Annotated in this window: 14 protein-coding genes and 1 pseudogene; 10 read left to right on the top strand and 5 right to left on the bottom strand. The window is 60.0% G+C overall.

Annotation, left to right across the window (positions count from 1 at the left end):
• Nucleotides 1-4: 4 nt before the first annotated feature.
• Complete coding sequence (locus V0R60_RS24815; protein WP_136478289.1) at nt 5-898, bottom strand: PA4780 family RIO1-like protein kinase; 894 nt, start codon at nt 896-898, stop codon at nt 5-7.
• Between the two features lie 279 nt (nt 899-1,177).
• On the opposite strand from V0R60_RS24815, the pseudogene V0R60_RS27090 reads away from it, so the two are divergent.
• Both V0R60_RS27090 and V0R60_RS27095 read left to right on the top strand, forming a co-directional pair.
• Nucleotides 1,178-2,266, top strand: a pseudogene (locus V0R60_RS27090) (cache domain-containing protein); the annotation flags it as partial.
• Nucleotides 2,267-2,395: 129 nt separating this feature from the next.
• Nucleotides 2,396-3,124, top strand: coding sequence for a methyl-accepting chemotaxis protein (locus tag V0R60_RS27095; RefSeq protein WP_371922335.1), 729 nt, complete (start codon nt 2,396-2,398; stop codon nt 3,122-3,124).
• A 32-nt stretch (nt 3,125-3,156) separates the two neighbouring features.
• On the opposite strand, the gene V0R60_RS24825 is transcribed toward V0R60_RS27095, so the two are convergent.
• Nucleotides 3,157-3,945, bottom strand: a complete 789-nt coding sequence (locus V0R60_RS24825) for an AraC family transcriptional regulator (protein ID WP_330080861.1) — start codon at nt 3,943-3,945, stop codon at nt 3,157-3,159.
• An 87-nt stretch (nt 3,946-4,032) separates the two neighbouring features.
• Here V0R60_RS24825 and V0R60_RS24830 point away from each other — a divergent pair, with 87 nt between their 5' ends.
• On the top strand, nt 4,033-5,052 hold the full coding sequence (locus V0R60_RS24830; protein WP_330080860.1) for a bile acid:sodium symporter family protein: 1,020 nt from the start codon (nt 4,033-4,035) through the stop codon (nt 5,050-5,052).
• Here V0R60_RS24830 and V0R60_RS24835 read toward each other — a convergent pair.
• Nucleotides 5,039-6,316 carry an acetyl-CoA C-acetyltransferase gene (locus V0R60_RS24835; RefSeq protein WP_136478293.1) on the bottom strand — a complete coding sequence of 426 codons (1,278 nt, stop codon included), beginning with the start codon at nt 6,314-6,316 and terminating at the stop codon, nt 5,039-5,041. The two genes, V0R60_RS24830 and V0R60_RS24835, sit on opposite strands and share 14 nt — an antisense overlap.
• Before the next feature lie 170 nt (nt 6,317-6,486).
• Here V0R60_RS24835 and V0R60_RS24840 point away from each other — a divergent pair, with 170 nt between their 5' ends.
• From V0R60_RS24840 to V0R60_RS24870, 7 genes are all read left to right on the top strand, one after another.
• Entirely contained in the window at nt 6,487-7,839 is a 1,353-nt protein-coding gene (locus V0R60_RS24840; protein WP_330080859.1) for a 3-oxoacyl-ACP reductase, read from the top strand.
• A 2-nt stretch (nt 7,840-7,841) separates the two neighbouring features.
• Nucleotides 7,842-8,696 carry a MaoC family dehydratase gene (locus tag V0R60_RS24845; protein ID WP_330080858.1) on the top strand — a complete coding sequence of 285 codons (855 nt, stop codon included), beginning with the start codon at nt 7,842-7,844 and terminating at the stop codon, nt 8,694-8,696.
• A 61-nt stretch (nt 8,697-8,757) separates the two neighbouring features.
• Nucleotides 8,758-9,063: a MazG-like family protein gene (locus V0R60_RS24850; RefSeq protein WP_136478296.1), complete on the top strand. Its 306-nt coding sequence runs from the start codon at nt 8,758-8,760 to the stop codon at nt 9,061-9,063.
• A complete protein-coding gene (locus V0R60_RS24855; protein WP_136478297.1) occupies nt 9,060-9,809 on the top strand; it encodes a methyltransferase domain-containing protein in 750 nt (249 codons plus the stop codon). Before V0R60_RS24850 ends, V0R60_RS24855 begins: the two co-directional genes overlap by 4 nt.
• Before the next feature lie 19 nt (nt 9,810-9,828).
• Entirely contained in the window at nt 9,829-10,491 is a 663-nt protein-coding gene (locus tag V0R60_RS24860) for a DUF4136 domain-containing protein (RefSeq protein ID WP_136478298.1), read from the top strand.
• Between the two features lie 20 nt (nt 10,492-10,511).
• Nucleotides 10,512-11,072, top strand: a complete 561-nt coding sequence (locus V0R60_RS24865) for a DUF4136 domain-containing protein (protein WP_136478299.1) — start codon at nt 10,512-10,514, stop codon at nt 11,070-11,072.
• Between the two features lie 82 nt (nt 11,073-11,154).
• Entirely contained in the window at nt 11,155-13,095 is a 1,941-nt protein-coding gene (locus V0R60_RS24870; protein WP_330080857.1) for a pilus assembly protein TadG-related protein, read from the top strand.
• Here the strand turns inward: V0R60_RS24870 and V0R60_RS24875 are convergent.
• On the bottom strand, nt 13,080-15,776 hold the full coding sequence (locus V0R60_RS24875) for a PAS domain-containing sensor histidine kinase (RefSeq protein ID WP_330080856.1): 2,697 nt from the start codon (nt 15,774-15,776) through the stop codon (nt 13,080-13,082). The two genes, V0R60_RS24870 and V0R60_RS24875, sit on opposite strands and share 16 nt — an antisense overlap.
• Complete coding sequence (locus V0R60_RS24880; protein ID WP_330080855.1) at nt 15,773-16,216, bottom strand: TadE/TadG family type IV pilus assembly protein; 444 nt, start codon at nt 16,214-16,216, stop codon at nt 15,773-15,775. The genes V0R60_RS24875 and V0R60_RS24880 overlap by 4 nt, the downstream gene beginning before the upstream one ends.
• Nucleotides 16,217-16,262: the final 46 nt, after the last annotated feature.

The following is a 16,262-nucleotide window of genomic DNA, read 5'->3' on the forward strand; positions in this document are numbered from 1 at the left end:
CGCACTACTGCATCCAGGGCGGGGCTGGTTCCTCGTCCTTGCTCGAACCCCGCTCGGCGTCCTCTCTGATGGCACGCCGACGGGCCTCATCGAAGCGCGCTGCGTCAATCTCGCGCATAACTCCTTTGACATCAGCCGTGTGCTCGTCCAGCGCGAACTGCCCCGTAAGCTCGCTCTCCGGCAACAAGTCACCAGACTGGTACAGGGCCCACATTTCATGGGCATATCGGGTTTTCCGGAGTTCCGGGGCAAAGCGCCCGAAGTACGCCGCCATGTTGCCGACATCACGCTCCAGCATGCTGAATGCGTGGTTGTTACCCGCCGCATCCACCGCTTGTGGCAAGTCGATGATCACCGGCCCTTCCGGCCCCAGCAGCACGTTGAACTCCGACAAGTCGCCATGCACGAGGCCCGCACATAGCATCAGCACGATCTGACGAATCACGAAAGCGTGATATTCGCGCGCTTGATCCGGCTCCAGGTACACATCGTTGAGCCGAGGAGCGGCATCACCATGTTCGTCGGCCACCAGCTCCATCAGCAGTACACCGTCGAGAAAGTCGTAGGGGCGCGGCACCCGCACACCCGCATTGGCGAGTCGGAACAGAGCAGCCACCTCGGCGTTCTGCCAGGCGTCCTCAGCCTCCTTGCGTCCGTACTTGGAGCCTTTGGCCATGGCTCGGGCCTGACGGCTGTTGCGTACTTTACGCCCTTCCTGATACTCGGCCGCCTGACGGAAGCTGCGCTTGTTCGCCTCTTTGTAGACCTTGGCACAGCGCAATTCCTTTCCGCAGCGCACCACGTACACGGCGGCCTCCTTGCCACTCATCAGCGGTCGGAGTACCTCATCGACCAGTCCATCTTCAACCAGTGGTTCAATGCGTTTTGGAGTCTTCATCGGCTTTTGTCGGGGGTCCTGTTCTGCCAGACACGTAATTTTTTGTAGGTTACCGGTACTGCACCGGCTTTTCGCTGTTTCAAGACCGCACAGCGTTGTAACGGCAATCCGTCTGACTTGCCATTCTTTTTATGGGCACTGACGAGGGAGTAGTCATTTCCGTCGTTAGTTCCCAATGAATACCGGACTTTAACCGAGGTCGGACTTTATTTCTGAAACAAATGGCCGATGCAGTCTGAAGCAGCCTCGTGTGTTTACAAGAAAAATTCTGGAGCGCGGATGAACATCAAACAAAAACTGACATGGGCCTTTGCAGTTATCGCCGGTTTGCCTGTCATCCTGGTCGCCACGCTGGTCGTCCTCAATTTGCGCAGTGAGGCCAAAGAAGGTTTCGTTGATGGCAGTAATCGCGAAATTCGCCAAGTGGCCAACGCCATGCAGCTGTTCTTCGAGGGCATCAGTCAGAACGTCGACTATCTGGCCGCTCAGCCGTTGATCAGCGCCAGCGGCAACGACGTCAAGAAGCATATGAGCGCCGATGCTGCGCAGATTGTTCAGAGCGAGCAAGACCAAAAGCTCTTCAATATGTTTGCAAGCCTGGCGGCCAGCCATCCGGCCTATGCCTATGTGTCCTACGGACTGAGTGACGGTGGTTATGCCTTCTGGCCGGGCGATCCAAAGATGGCCAACTATGACCCGCGCCAACGCCCTTGGTATCAGGCCGCAATGGCCAGTCCGGGCAAGACCCTGCGCACCGACGCGTACTACTGGGCCAGTGACGACGCGGTGCTGGTCAGCACCGTGCGCGCCGTCGCCAACCAGCTTGGCAATCCAGGCGGGGTGGTCAACATCGACGTGTCGCTCAAGCAACTGACCGAAATCATCAAGCAGATCAAACTGGGTGAGAGTGGCTACCTGATGCTGCTCGAAGATAACGGCAACGTGCTGGTCGACCCCCGCGCCCCCGCACACAACTTCAAAAACCTGGCCACCCTCGGCGATGGCTACGCGCAGCTGGCCAAGGCCGGTAAAGGGCTGGTCGAGGTCGAACTCGACGGTGAGCGCTACATGGCCAATGTCTGGCCCTCGGAGCAGTTGGGCTGGAACTTCATCGGTCTGATACGTCACGACGAAGTCATGCAGGGCGCTACTCAACTGACCTGGATTGTATCGATCATCGCCCTGGTGCTGGCGGGTGTGTTCGCACTGGTTGGCGCCACCTTCGCCAAACTGATCGTGCGACCTATCCACAGTGTTACCAATGGCCTGGAAGGCATCGCCCAAGGCGAAGGTGATCTGACCCGTAGCCTCGAGGTTCGCGGGCGCGACGAAACCGCGCAATTGGCCAGTTGGTTCAACCAGTTCCTGGCAGCCATCCGCAACCTGATTCAGAGCATCGGTCAGGCCGCCAGTAAAATCCTTGCGACCTCCAGCAGCTCCACTCAGGTTTCCCACGACATGGCCGAAGCGGCCGGGCGTCAGCGCGAAGCGGTAGATATGGTGTCGACAGCCTTCCACGAAATGGTTGCCACCGCCAACGAGGTTGCCCGTTCTTGCAGCCAGGCGGCAGATTCGGCCGACAGCGGTCAACAACAGGCGCGCGAAGGCCAGCAGCAGATCGACGACGCGGTGCAAAGCGTCGATCGCCTGAGCCAGGAGATTCAACAGTCAGCGCAATCGATGCAGCAACTGGAACGTGACAGCAATGCTATTCAATCGATTCTTGGCACCATTCGTTCGATTGCCGAGCAAACCAACCTGCTGGCCCTTAACGCAGCCATCGAAGCCGCCCGCGCAGGTGAACAGGGCCGCGGTTTTGCCGTGGTAGCCGACGAAGTTCGGGCCTTGGCCAAACGTACCGCCGACTCCACCGCCGAGATCGACGGTCTGCTCGGAAACCTCGCCAATCGCACCAGCGAAGTCGCCCAGCAAATGCATGCCAGCCTGGAGATCTCGCAATTGTCGGTCAACCGCATTGGAATGGCGCGCAGCAGTTTTGGACAGATTCGCGAGTCAGTCGACGTCATTCGCGACATGAACACCCAAATTGCCACGGCGGCCGAAGAACAGCACCAGGTGGCCGAAGACATCAACCGGCATATCAGCCAGATTCATGGTGACGCGCAATTGGTGGCTGAACTGGCCAACTCGGCGCGCCAGGACTCACAAAGCCTTGCGGGCTTGTCCAACGAACTGGATGCGCTGGTGCGCAGGTTCCGTACCTGAACGCCGCCGTGGGCCTAACTACGTGGGAGTAACTAAAGGCGCAACTCACCCGGAGTGAAGCCGAACAGGCCCTTGAACGCTGCAATGTAGGCCGAGGTGGAGTCGTAACCGCAACCTAGCGCGGCTTCGGTGACACTTTGCCCGGCCTCCAGCGCCGTCAGAGAAGACAGTAGGCGCATGCGCTGGCGCCAGCCGCGAAAGCTCAAACCGGTTTCACGCTGGAACAAACGCATCAAGGTTTTCTCCGAGGTGTTCAGGCGCTGCGCCCATTGCCCCAGCGTTTGCCCGTGCTCCGGGTGGGCGAGCAATTCGTTGCACACTTCAAGCAAGCGCGGGTGTTTAGGCAAGGGCAAGGAAAAGCCTACCTGCGGCAATGCCTGCAACTGATCCAGCAACACCGCCACCAGTCGTGCTTCAGCGCTGTCGCCTTCGGGATAGTTCACCGGCAACAAGCAGAACTGTTTGATCAATTCTCGCGCCAGCGGCGTGACTTCCAATACCCGGCACTGCCCTGGCGCCCAGCCAGCTTCTTCGCGGCGTACATACAGGCTGCGCATTTCCGCTTGCATCGAGGTGACCACCTCGTGCTCCACTCCGGCTGGAATCCAGATACCCCATTGAGGCGGAGCAAAGTAGCTGCCTTCATCGGTGTAGACACCGAGCACGCCACTGATCGCATAAGAAAATTGCACCCAGTCATGCTGATGCCGTGGCGTCCAGGAACCTGCTCCGAGGCTTTCCGCCCGTGCATACAGCGCCCGCGGTAACCGCTCCAGTGCTGGAATCTGACGGGGTGCAGGCTGTTGTCCGTTAATCGGCATCACTTGGCCTTATGTCGCAAGACGGTAACCATCTGCCGAGCGTAGCCTGTGTGCTCAACGATTACAAAATGATTCGCAGGCCCGCCTATGCAAGTGCTCAAACACCTCAAACGCGTCGTTACCGACTGGTTTCTGTGCGGCATGTTCCTCGCCACCTTTCTGGCCTGGCTGTTTCCCGACATTGGCCGCAGTGGCGGCGCCCTGCATGCCGAATCAGTGATCAATGTCGGCGTGTTCCTGGTGTTTTTCCTGCACGGCATCAACCTGTCCAGTGAACAAATTGGCCACGGCCTGAAAAACAGCCGTCTGCACATGATGGTGCAGGGGTTCACCTTCATCGTTTTCCCGGCACTCTGGTGGCTGGTGAACACACTGCTTGGCAGTCATGTTCCAGCGCTATTGATGCTCGGCTTTTTCTACCTGTGCGCCCTGCCCTCGACCATCTCATCCTCGGTTGCCTTGACCGGTAGCGCTGGGGGCAACGTCCCGGCGGCGATTCTCAATGCCAGCCTCTCCAGTGTCCTGGGTATATTCATCACTCCGTGGCTGGTCAGCCTGGTGGTTGGCACCGGCAGCAACGGCATCGATCTGGGAGCCACGCTGCTGGACCTCTGTGCGCTGCTGTTGGCGCCATTGGTACTCGGGCAATTGCTGCGTCCCTGGCTGGGCCGCTTTTTCGCCCGGCATAAGCGTTACACCAACATCATGGACAAGGTGGTGATCCTGCTGCTGGTCTATGCCGCGTTCTGCAACTCGATGGTCTCGGGCATGTGGCAGCAACAAGGTAGCTCGGTATTGCTCACCGCACTGGTGGGCAGTGCGCTGTTGCTGGCACTCGTCCTTTGGCTGACCACTCGCACAGCCCGGGCGCTGCATTTGAACCCGGCCGACGAGATTGCTGCAGTGTTCTGCGCCAGCAAGAAGTCCCTGGCCGCCGGCGCGCCAATGGCTGCGTTGATCTTCGGTGCGCATCCCGGGTTGGGGCTGATCCTGCTGCCGATCATGATCTACCATCCGCTGCAGCTGATCGTCTGCTCGATCATGGCCGAGCACTATGCCAATCGTCCTACCCCGTTCGCTTCAGCCACGCTGGTCAACGCTCGATGATCGCCGTGACGCCCTGACCACCTGCGGCGCAGATCGAAATCAGGCCGCGGCCCTTGCCGGTCGTGGCCAGCAGCTTGGCCATATTGGCCAGGATGCGGCCCCCGGTTGCAGCAAATGGGTGCCCCGCCGCCAATGAACTGCCTTTGACATTGAGCTTACTGCGATCGATCGCGCCCAACGGCTCAGTCAATCCCAAGCGTTGCCGACAGTATTCGGAATCTTCCCAGGCGTTGAGCGTACATAGCACCTGGGCAGCGAAAGCTTCATGGATCTCATAGAAATCGAAGTCCTGCAGGCACAAACCATTACGCGCCAGCATGCGTGGCACCGCGTAGGTAGGCGCCATCAGCAGCCCCTCCTGGGCTTTGACGAAGTCCACCGCGGCTGTTTCACCGTCGACCAGGTACGCCATTACATCAAGGTTGTGCTCCCGCGCCCAGTCTTCACTGGCGAGCAGAACTACCGATGCACCGTCGGTCAGTGGCGTGGAGTTGCCGGCAGTCAGGGTGCCTTTATCACCGGTCTCGAACACCGGTTTGAGGCTGGCAAGCTTGTCCAGGGTCAGGTCGGCACGCAGGTTGTCGTCGCGAGTCAGGCCCAGAAAAGGGGTAAGCAGATCGTCATGCCAGCCCTGGCTGAAAGCTGCCGCCATGTGTTGGTGGCTGAGCAGAGCCAATTCGTCCTGGGGCAGGCGCGGAATGTGCCAGGTTTGCGCCATCAACTCGCAATGCTGGCCCATGGAAAGTCCGGTGCGCGGCTCAACGTTACGAGGGATTTCCGGCTTCAAATGCCCAGGACGCAACTTGAGGAACGCCTTGAGCTTGTCGGCCATGGTTTTGCCGCGGTGGGCTTGCAACAAGATGTGACGTAAACCCTCGCTCACCGCAATGGGAGCATCGGAGGTGGTATCCACTCCCCCGGCGATGCCACAGTCGATCTGCCCCAAGGCAATCTTGTTGGCCACCAGCAGGGCAGTCTCCAGCCCCGTGCCGCACGCCTGCTGCACGTCATAGGCCGGTGTCTGCGCCGACAGGCGCGAACCGAGCACACACTCGCGGGTCAGGTTCATGTCTCGGGAGTGCTTGAGCACCGCGCCTGCGGCGACTTCCCCCAGTTGCAGGCCATGCAAGCCGTAGCGCTCGATCAGTCCTTCGAGGGCAGCGGTAAACATTGCCTGATTGCTGGCGCCGGCATAGGCACCATTGGAACGTGCGAAGGGAATCCGGTTGCCGCCAATAATCGCGACTCGGCGCAATGAGCGCATGCGTAAGGTCCTCTGTAGGGCAATTAATCCTGGTCAATCATGAAACGGCTGTCACCCGATAGTATCGAAGGTACAGACCACAACCAGCGTAGGTGCTTTTTTCAGGGTTCGAACGACCAACGGGCAAAGATGGTCCACACTTTGAAGCTTAATTTCAGGGAGAGCCGCACATGAGCGACCGCTATATCGACTTCGCCAATTCCGACCTTGGCCGCCGCCTGGTTGGTGCCGTGGGCCTGCCAAGCCCCGCTCGCCTGGAACGTTGGAGCGCTGGTCGCCTGCGGCCTGTCGAAGGTGCCTTGCTGCTGGGCGGGGGCCCTCTGGCTAACAAAATCGAAGCTTTTGCCCAGCGTCTGACCGATGAGGTCTACAGTTTTGCCAGCCCCGACCTGAGCGCGACGGAATGGGTCGCAGGCCTTGGTCCGAAACTCAAGGCGGTGGTTTTCGACGCCAGCGAACTGAACGACAGCGATCAACTCAAGCAGTTACGCGAATTCTTCCAACCCCTGCTGCGCAGCCTGCAGAGTTGCGCTCATGTGGTGATACTCGGCAGGGCACCGGAGCAGTTGGATGATGTATCTGCGCAGATCACCCAGCGCGCCCTGGAAGGCTTCAGTCGCTCGCTGGCCAAGGAGTTACGCGCCGGCGGCACCCTGCAGTTGCTGTATGTCAGCGACAAAGCCGACGATCAACTCGAAGGCGCCCTGCGCTTTTTCCTCTCGCCCAAGAGTGCTTTCGTTTCCGGTCAGGTCCTGCGTCTGGAAGCCTGCGCGACCCAGGTGCAGGACTGGACACGGCCATTGGCCGGGCGCAAGGCCTTGGTTACTGGAGCCGCCCGAGGTATCGGTGCCGCCATCGCCGAGACCCTGGCCCGTGACGGCGCCGACGTTGTGCTACTTGATGTTCCCCAAGCCAAAACCGACCTCGAAGCCCTGGCTGCACGCCTGGGTGGCCGCAGCCTGACCCTCGACATCTGTGCCGCCGATGCACCGGCACAACTGATTGAAGCCCTCCCTGAGGGTATCGACATCGTCATACACAACGCCGGTATTACCCGCGACAAGACCCTCGCCAACATGACCCCGGAATACTGGGACTCGGTGCTGGCTGTGAACCTCAAAGCGCCGCAGTTGCTGACCCAGGCGCTGTTCGATAGCGGCACCCTGCACGACAACGCCCGCATCGTCCTGCTGGCATCGATCAGTGGCATTGCCGGTAACCGGGGCCAATCCAACTATGCCGCCAGCAAGGCCGGGCTCATTGGCATGGCCCAGGCCTGGTCAACAAAACTGGCTGAGCGCGGCGGTAGTATCAATGCCGTGGCCCCAGGTTTCATAGAAACCCGCATGACTGCCGCTATTCCCTTCGCCCTGCGCGAAGCCGGACGGCGCATGAGTTCGTTGGGCCAGGGCGGCCTGCCCCAGGATGTCGCCGAAGCCATCGCCTGGCTGGCGCAACCGGGGTCTGGCGCTGTCAACGGCCAGGTCCTGCGCGTCTGCGGCCAGGCCGTAATGGGGGCCTGACCATGACTAGACACTGGCAGGATCTGAGCAATACCCTGGCACTCTCAAGTCTCTATCTGCGCGCCGTACGCAAACGCAAGATCAGCGGTGACACCCTCCCGGAGATCGGCCTGCGCTGTTACCTGGACGTCCAATCGAAGCAATTGGAAAGTTATCGCAAGCTCTGCCATTTCGGTGATGACGGACGCTTGCCGCCAACCTTTCCCCATGTGATGGCGTTTGCCTTGCAGATGCAGTTGCTGACCGACAAGACCTTTCCTTTTCCGCTGCTGGGTCTGGTCCATCTACACAACAGCATCCGCGTTGTACGCCCCCTCGGCGGCATCAGCCGCCTGCGTTTCTCGGTCTACGTGGATAACCTGCAAGCACACGAAAAAGGCGCCACTTGCGACCTGATCACCGAAGCCGAAGACGCGCTGGGGCTGCTCTGGTCCGAAACCAGCCGCATGCTGTGTCGCGGCGTGAAACTGGCAGGCGAGCCCACGGCCAGCGAAGCGCCCGCCGACGAACCGCTGGAAGAACTGACCCGCTGGTACGCCGACAGCGATATCGGCCGGCGCTACGCCAAGGTCTGTGGCGACTACAACCCGATCCATCTGAGTGCTACCAGTGCAAAACTGTTCGGCTTTCCCACCGCCATTGCCCACGGCATGTGGACCAAGGCCATGACGCTGGCGGCTTTGCGCAACCATTTGCCGGTGAGCAAATACGCATTCGCGGTGGACTTTCTCAAACCCGTGCGCCTGCCCAGCGAGGTGATCCTCAACGCAAGCCCTACCGCCATTGAAGGCCAACTGCGCCTGGACGGTCATGGCGGGTTGGTGCATATGCGCGGTGCCTGGCGGCAACTGGACTGAAACGGAGCTCTTGCGTTGCAAAGGCGCCCGCCTGAAGCTATGCGGCTTGAGGAGAGCTTTGATGAACCTGCACGAACTGACCCAACGCCTGCACAGCATCCGTGACAACAATGATTGGCGCGGCTTCCATAGCCCAAAAAACCTGGCCATGGCCGCCAGTGTCGAAATGGCCGAACTGGTTGAAATTTTCCAGTGGCTCAGCGAGGACCAGTCGCGGCAGCTATCGCCCGAACAACTGGCGCATGCAGGTCAGGAGGTCGGCGATGTGGTGCTGTATCTGCTGCTGCTATGCAGCGAGCTAGGCCTGGACATGGAGCAGGTAGTGCGCGCCAAACTGGCCGACAGCGAAAGGCGTTTTGCGCGATGAAAGACAGACACTTCGATGCCCTGGCCACGCGTTTTGCCGAGAAAATCTATGGCGGTGCCAAAGGTGCGATCCGCCTTGCGGTATTGCAGGCCGACCTCGCCGACGCCTTGCCCGAACGGCCGCTACGCGTGCTCGATATTGGTGCTGGTCTGGGTCACATGGCCCTGTGGCTGGCGGAGCGCGGTCATCAGGTCACCCTGGCCGAGCCCGCTGCACCCATGCTCGAAGGGGCCCGCGCACGGTTTGCCGAAGCCGGCCAGCAGGCCACCTTTATCCAGGCGCCCTGGCAGGAACTGCTCGGACAACTGACCGAGCCCTATGATCTTGTGCTGTGTCATGCAGTCCTGGAATGGCTCGCCGAGCCGGAAACCATCCTGCCGGTCCTGCACCAGTTGACCCGCAGTGATGGCCTGCTGTCATTGGCGTTCTACAATCGCGATGCACTGGTTTATCGCAATCTGCTCAAAGGCCATTTTCGCAAGTTGCGAAGCAATGACATGGCCGGCGAGAAGCAGAGCCTGACCCCGCAAAAACCGCTTGATCCGCGCACGCTCAAGGCGCAACTTGAAGGTCTGTGGCAGGTCGAAACAGAAAGCGGAGTGCGGGTGTTTCACGATTACATGCCGGTGGAGTTCCAGTCCAAGGCCGAACTGCTCGACCTGCTGGAAATGGAGCTGGCGCATCGGCGCCATCCCGCCTTTGCCGGGTTGGGGCGTTACCTGCACTGGATCTGTCGACCAAGCTGAAGCGTGCCGGGAGAGTGACATGCCGTACCGTTTTACCCTGGGTCTGTTGTGCCTGACACTGGCAGCCTGCCAGAGCAGCAACCCTTATGTCGCCAGCTCCCGTCCGCTGCCGCCTGCGCCACCGCAGGCGGCCACAACCTTTGATGCCAGCGCTTACCCGGCGCCAACCCTGGACTACGGCCGTTACCGTAGCTGGGCCTGGCGCGATGGCCAGTTACCCAGCGGTGCCGCCCTGACTGAACCCGCACAATTGGCCGATGCGGTGAGCACCGCCCTGGACCAGCGCGGCCTGCGGCCTGCGCGTGAGGGCCAAGGCGATTTGCTGGTAAGCGCCAATCTGCACCTGGAACGCCGCCTGCGTCAGGTCCGCGATGACTACTATCCCTATGGTGGCTATCCCTATGGCGGCTACCCTTACGGAGGCTATCCCTACGGCGGTGTTGGCGGCTACGGCAGTGTTGGCCGGTACCACGACGGTTATGGTGCCGCCATTAGCGTTCCGCTGGTACGCACCTATGAGGTAGAAGTGATGGTAGTTCAGGTCGACCTGTTCGACGCCCGCGACGGTAAGGCAGTTTGGAGCGCCAGTGCCGAGGCGACCAGCCAGGGTACTCAGCGCGAACGCGAAGACGCATTGCGCGAATCGGTCAAAAAGGCCCTCAACGGCTATCCTCCCAGTTAAAAGGTAATTGGAGATCCATCATGCTGCGCCGTTTCGCTTTACTCTCGTTATTGGTGTTGTTGGGTGCTTGTTCAAACCACAACGTGACTCAGGACTATGACGCCAGCCGCGATTTTGCTGCCTATCGCAGCTGGGTCTGGCAGGAGCCTGCATTGCAGTACCGCCCCGATGATCCCCGGATCAAGAGCGATCTGACCGAGCAGCGCATCCGCCAGGCCGTCGCCGGCCAACTCGATCAACGTGGCTTGCGCCCGGCGCAGGGCAATAGCCAAGGTGATCTGAAAGTACAGACATACCTGATCGTCGAGGACCGTCAGCAACAGATCACCACCAACTACGGCGGTGCCTGGGGTGGCTACTGGGGCAACTACTGGGGCGGGCCGATGTACAACGAAACCCGTAGCGTCGATTACAAGGTGGCAACCATCCAGGTCGACATGTTCGATGGCAAGGATGGCAAGCTGGTTTGGCGCGGCAGTGCCGAGCAAATCATGAACAACTATCCACCTAGCCCCGAAGAACGCAGTGAGGCGATCCAGAAGACTGTAACCAACGCCCTGTCGAACTATCCACCACGTTAAAGGCAAATGGCCAGCAACCTGACTACACTCTTGCCAATTGGGTGTGAGTTCAGGGGCCTCAACGCGGGGCAAAGGAGTGCGCGTGTCTTCTCGCTTCCCCGCAAGGCAGCGCGGTGCTATCGGCCTGATCGCTGCCCTGACCCTGGGCATGGGCTTGATGTTCATGTTGATGGTGATCGACAGCAGTAGACTCTACCTGGAACAGCGCCGCTTGCAGCGAATTGCCGATATGGCCGCGCTGGAGGCGGCAGGCCAAAGTGCTGTCTGCACCGGCAGCGGGCCACGCGCCGACACCCTGGCCCGAGTAGGCGCTGCTCGCAACGGCTTCGAGCTGAGTGCCGGGCAATCGCTTGAAACCACCTGTGGTCGACTGCAAACCGGGGCCAACAGCTTGCGCAGCTTCAGTGTCGATTTGTCGCGCAACGAAGCAATCCGCGTGATCGCCACTACCCAGGTTGCCACCAGTGTCGCCGCAGGGGTGTGGTCTCTGGTCAACGGCAACAGCATCCCCGATACCACTCTCTTGAGTGCCCGCGCAGTCGCCGCCACCCCCAAACCGCCGCAGGCGATGCTGCGTATTCGCAGCACCCTGGCGACTGTCGACACCCGCCAGTCAGCGCTGCTAAATGCGCTGGTAGATCCCCTGGGTGGCCACGTTCAGCTCGACCTGCTGGGCTGGCAGGGCCTGGCGAAAACCGAGATAAATCTCCTCAGCTACCTCGACCAGTTGGCAATCGAAGTGGGGGTCAGCGCCGGTGATTACCAGCAACTGCTGCGCGCCGATGCCAGCGCGGCAAAACTGATCGAAGCCGCCCTGAAAGTGCTGCAAAGGGGCGGTGCGGCAGTCGATGTGGTGAATAACCTGAGCAAGCTTGTCGTTGGTGTCGACAGTACTCGGATACTCCATCTGGGCGACATACTCGACCTGCAAAGTGGCACGACCAAAGCCGGCCTGGATGCCAGTCTGCAAGTGCTGGATCTGCTGCAAAGCGTGATCCTGCTGTCGACCAAGGACAGCGCCGCCGTCGTCGAAATGCCGATCAACGTGTTGGGACTGGTCAATGGCAAGGTCCGCATCAAGGTGATCGAACCCCAGCAGATTTCTGCCATCGGCAACCCGCAGACCGACCTGATCAAGGTGCACACAGCACAGATACGAACATTGATTTCCCTCGATCTGCCGGTGCTGAAAACCGTCATCGGTCTGGTCAACGCCGTGCTTGACCTTGCCACGCCCTTGACCAACATCCTCAACAATCTGCTTGGCCTCAATTTATTCGGCACCGTGGAGTCGTTGACCTGTGCCTTGGGCATTCCTTGCAAAGTCAGTGATATCCAACTACTGCCAGGCACTGTCAGTCTGGATGTCGGTATCGAGGTAGCACGCGCTACCAGCCAGGTGAGTGGCTACAGCTGCGCGCCGGAAAAAACCCTGACCGCACGCACTGACAGTGCAGCAACCGATCTGGCGGTGGGACAGTTCAAGGATCGCAACGCCTTTTTTGCCACCGGCGTGAATGCGGTAACCCCACTACCGCTGATTGATATCGGCACCAATGTTTGCAGTCGGCTTCTGTTTCTTCCAGCCGTGTGCGGCACTCGGGTTCCGTTTGCCGGAGGAGGCATTGGCCTGAAGGTGAACACCGCCTTGTTGGCAAGCACTGCCACTAACCTCAAATTTGCACCTGCCGAGCACACACCGCCTAACATCGACCAGGCACCTGCTTACCTGAGCACAACCGCCAGTGACATCATCAGCAGTCTGAACCAGACCATCGATGGCATTGAGCTACAGGCATACAAGCCCCTCAACGGCAACCTCCTGGGTGGCATATTGACGCTGACTGCCGGGCTCCTGAACGACGTCAAAGCCATTCTCGAGCCCTTGATCAGACATCTGTTGAGCCCCTTGGTAGATCCGCTGGTCAATGCCTTGCTCAAAGCCCTGGGCATCGATCTGGTCAAAGTTGAAGTCGGGGCCAACCTGACCTGTTCCAGCAGTCGTGCTCAGTTGGTGCTTTGAGTGGGGAGTTCGATACAGAACCGAGCCCCCTCCGTACTGTTCTTTACGCTCAGACAGCCACCCATGGCGTTGACGATCCCGTAACTGACCGACAAGCCCAGGCCGGTGCCGACACCGACAGGCTTGGTGGTGAAGAAGGGTTCGAAAATCCGTTCCAGCAGACGAGGCTCGATACCCGCGCCATTGTCTTCGACCAAGATCCGTACCTGGGGCTCATCCACTTCCATGCGCAAGCTGATCCAGGGCTGCAATTGGCGATGCTGTTCGCGCCGTGCCAGCAACGCATCACGCGCATTGACCAGCAAGTTGATCAACACTTGCTCCAACTGGTCTTGATGGCCGCTCACCAGACACTGCGCTTGCGGTTTGGTAACGCGTAGCTCCACGCCTTTGCCGCGCAAGCCATCGGCTAGCAGCGACAAGGCACCGTCCGCGGCCTGCCAGGGCTCGAACAACTGCGGCTCGACCGCCGAGCGGCGACCGAAAACGCGCATGTGATCCACCACTCGCGAGGCACGCAGCACCTGCGCGTCGATACGTTTGAGCTTGTCCTGCAGATAGTCAATCTGCACGTCGCCGTTCTCCAGCCGCTTCAACGCGTTGACCACGGCCATGCGCATCACATTCAGAGGCTGGTTGATCTCATGGGCAAGGCCGGTGGCCATTTCGCCGAGCGTGGCCATTTTTGCACTTTGCATCAGCTGCTGATGGGTCCGGCGCACCTGTGTGTTGTCGCGTCCCACGGCCTGCACTTCTACCAAGCGCCCTTGATCGTCGAACAGGCCACGGTCCGCCCACACCCACCAGGCATGCTCGCGCCCCGGCAACTCCAGGCAGATTTCTGCAGTGCTCACCGGCTGCGCCACGCTCAGACTGGCAAGGCGTTGAACAAATTCCTCGCGCTGCGCTGCAGACATCCAACGTCCCAGGTTCATACCGCTCAACTGCGCGGGCGGATACTCCAGGTAGTCGGCCAGCGGCTGGTTGCCGAACAGCAGGTTCAAATCCGGCGTGTAACGACAGATCATTGCCGGAGAGTCTTCGACCAACACCCGGTAGCGTTCTTCACTGACCCGCAAACGTTCGGTCGCCTCGGTTGTTTCAGTGATATCCAGCCATATCCCGACGACTTCGACCGGCATGCCCAGATCATCTCGTAGCAGGCGCGCTTCATCGAGCACCCAGTGATAACCGCCATGGTGATCACATAAACGATAGCGACTGCGTACCTGACCCTCGCGCAACAACGTGCGCGTGCGCGCCAGCCACAGGGCCTGATCTTCGGGGTGGACCCATTGCCCCGGCTGCAGCGGGGCTTGCTCTGTTTGTGTCCACCCAAGCATCGGTTGCAGGCTGGCACTGAAGAACTCGGCCTGTAGGGCACCCTCGACATAGCGCTGGATGTAGATCACCGCAGGCGAGCTGGCAATCAGGTTTTCCAGGCGTGCCTGAGCGGCGCTGGCCTGTAGCTGTTGGCTTTTGCTATCACTGATGTCGAGCATGAAGCCCAGCAGGCGACGATGCTCACCACTACCGCGCACTTGTCCGCACAGGCGATACCAGCGCGGATTGGCAGCCAGGTTGTTATCGAGCAAACGCAGGCTCAGGTGCAGGGCACAGCCATCGCGCTGCAACTCGCCGAGTGCAAGTTGCGCGGCCTCGCGGTCAGCCGGGTGCACCCGGCTCAGCCACTGGCTGATGGTCAACTGCGTTGGCATTCCCAGGCTTGTCGCCAAGCCCGGGTCCAGTTGCAGAGTGGTCTCGCACAATCGCCATTGCCACCAACCTGCACCTAATTGCAGTTGCAGGCTGTCCAGCCGCTCACTTTGTTGTTGCAGAGCAAATGTCGTCAAACGGCTCACCAACGGCTCGGCATACGCAGCGCAAGCACTGAGTGCATCTGCCGAGTTGAGCGCGTCGAACGAACCAAAACACATCAACCAGGCCTGGACCACGTGCCCCTGCCCATAGGGCAGCAAATAAGCCGGGGTGTGCGCCAGCAGGCTGTGCAAGCCTGCATGGGAGGTGCTCGAGACCACTTGTCCCGGCGTCAGTCGATCCAACAACGGCCCGATCGTTTCATCGCTGGGCCAATGCAATGGGTCACCGCTGCTGACATAGGTTTTCCAGCCCTGCTCTCCTTGCAAAAACACCCGTCCGGCATGAGCCCGCCAATGATGAACCAGCCATTGCAGCTGCTCCTGGGCCACCTTGTCCAAGCGTTCAGTCGAGCAATTGCGCAACTCGGCGGCCAAATGGCTGGTCAAGTGGCGCTGACGTTCGGCGCCCAGCGATTGCTGGCGGTGCTGCAACAGATCGCCGATATCGAACAGCTGTAACAACCACCCCCCAGACTGATTCAGCAACCAGCCACGGGTATGCAGGGTGGCGCCACCGGCCGCCTTGAAATCCAGATCCAGGGGGTGGGCCTGCCAGTCCAAGAGATCGCCTTCAAGCACAAGCAAACTGTGGGGCTGCACGTAATCGTGCAATCGCGATTCGTTGTGCTGCGGCAAGGCCAACGCCGAACGCAAAGGGCCGGCAATGCGCAGTACCTTGGCACTATCGTCGAGCCATAGCTGCAATCCCACTGCCGGCACGTGGGCGGTAGGTTCCGGCACCACGCTCACCGGGGTTATGCGCGCACGCCAACGCTCGAACAACCGTTGTCCGCCGCTCAAAGTTGCAGGCTCGCTTCGGCCTTCAGGCTCGCGGGTAATCGCGGTACTTCTCCGATTGCCGGTAAGTCGAGCACCGGCAGTACAGCGGTCAGCTTGGCTTTGGCGTACTCGATTTTTACCGTCAACAGGTTACCCGACGTCAACGCAACGCTGGCATCACTGGCAAGCTGAAAATCCAAGGATGCGGGCATCCACGCCAACTGTTTGCCGAGCACATCCTTGGCCATTTTGTCGACGTCATCACGATAGCTTGCGCTGGTTGGGTCCAGGGCCACGCAACGGCGCACTGCCTCGCTGCTGGCCTGGTTGAACGACTGCAGCATCAACATCGGCAAGCCGTAGCTGACCACCCCATAGAAGACTGCGAAAAAGATCACGAACACCGCCACGAATTCCAGCGCCGCAGCGCCTTTTTGCCGTTTCCCCAAGCCTGCTTTCATGATCGCGTCTACCCTGACAGTGACACCTGATTGACAGCATAGAATC

This window comes from Pseudomonas auratipiscis, assembly GCF_036324085.1.
Classification (GTDB): Bacteria; Pseudomonadota; Gammaproteobacteria; order Pseudomonadales; family Pseudomonadaceae; genus Aquipseudomonas; species Aquipseudomonas auratipiscis.

Excerpts from the sequence above, each read along its gene's own strand:
- V0R60_RS24815 (WP_136478289.1), bottom strand. The coding sequence starts at position 898 with ATGAAGACTCCAAAACGCATTGAACCACTGGTTGAAGATGGACTGGTC.
- V0R60_RS27095 (WP_371922335.1), top strand. The coding sequence starts at position 2,396 with ATGGTGTCGACAGCCTTCCACGAAATGGTTGCCACCGCCAACGAGGTT.
- V0R60_RS24825 (WP_330080861.1), bottom strand. The coding sequence starts at position 3,945 with ATGCCGATTAACGGACAACAGCCTGCACCCCGTCAGATTCCAGCACTG.
- V0R60_RS24830 (WP_330080860.1), top strand. The coding sequence starts at position 4,033 with ATGCAAGTGCTCAAACACCTCAAACGCGTCGTTACCGACTGGTTTCTG.
- V0R60_RS24835 (WP_136478293.1), bottom strand. The coding sequence starts at position 6,316 with ATGCGCTCATTGCGCCGAGTCGCGATTATTGGCGGCAACCGGATTCCC.
- V0R60_RS24840 (WP_330080859.1), top strand. The coding sequence starts at position 6,487 with ATGAGCGACCGCTATATCGACTTCGCCAATTCCGACCTTGGCCGCCGC.
- V0R60_RS24845 (WP_330080858.1), top strand. The coding sequence starts at position 7,842 with ATGACTAGACACTGGCAGGATCTGAGCAATACCCTGGCACTCTCAAGT.
- V0R60_RS24850 (WP_136478296.1), top strand. The coding sequence starts at position 8,758 with ATGAACCTGCACGAACTGACCCAACGCCTGCACAGCATCCGTGACAAC.
- V0R60_RS24855 (WP_136478297.1), top strand. The coding sequence starts at position 9,060 with ATGAAAGACAGACACTTCGATGCCCTGGCCACGCGTTTTGCCGAGAAA.
- V0R60_RS24860 (WP_136478298.1), top strand. The coding sequence starts at position 9,829 with ATGCCGTACCGTTTTACCCTGGGTCTGTTGTGCCTGACACTGGCAGCC.
- V0R60_RS24865 (WP_136478299.1), top strand. The coding sequence starts at position 10,512 with ATGCTGCGCCGTTTCGCTTTACTCTCGTTATTGGTGTTGTTGGGTGCT.
- V0R60_RS24880 (WP_330080855.1), bottom strand. The coding sequence starts at position 16,216 with ATGAAAGCAGGCTTGGGGAAACGGCAAAAAGGCGCTGCGGCGCTGGAA.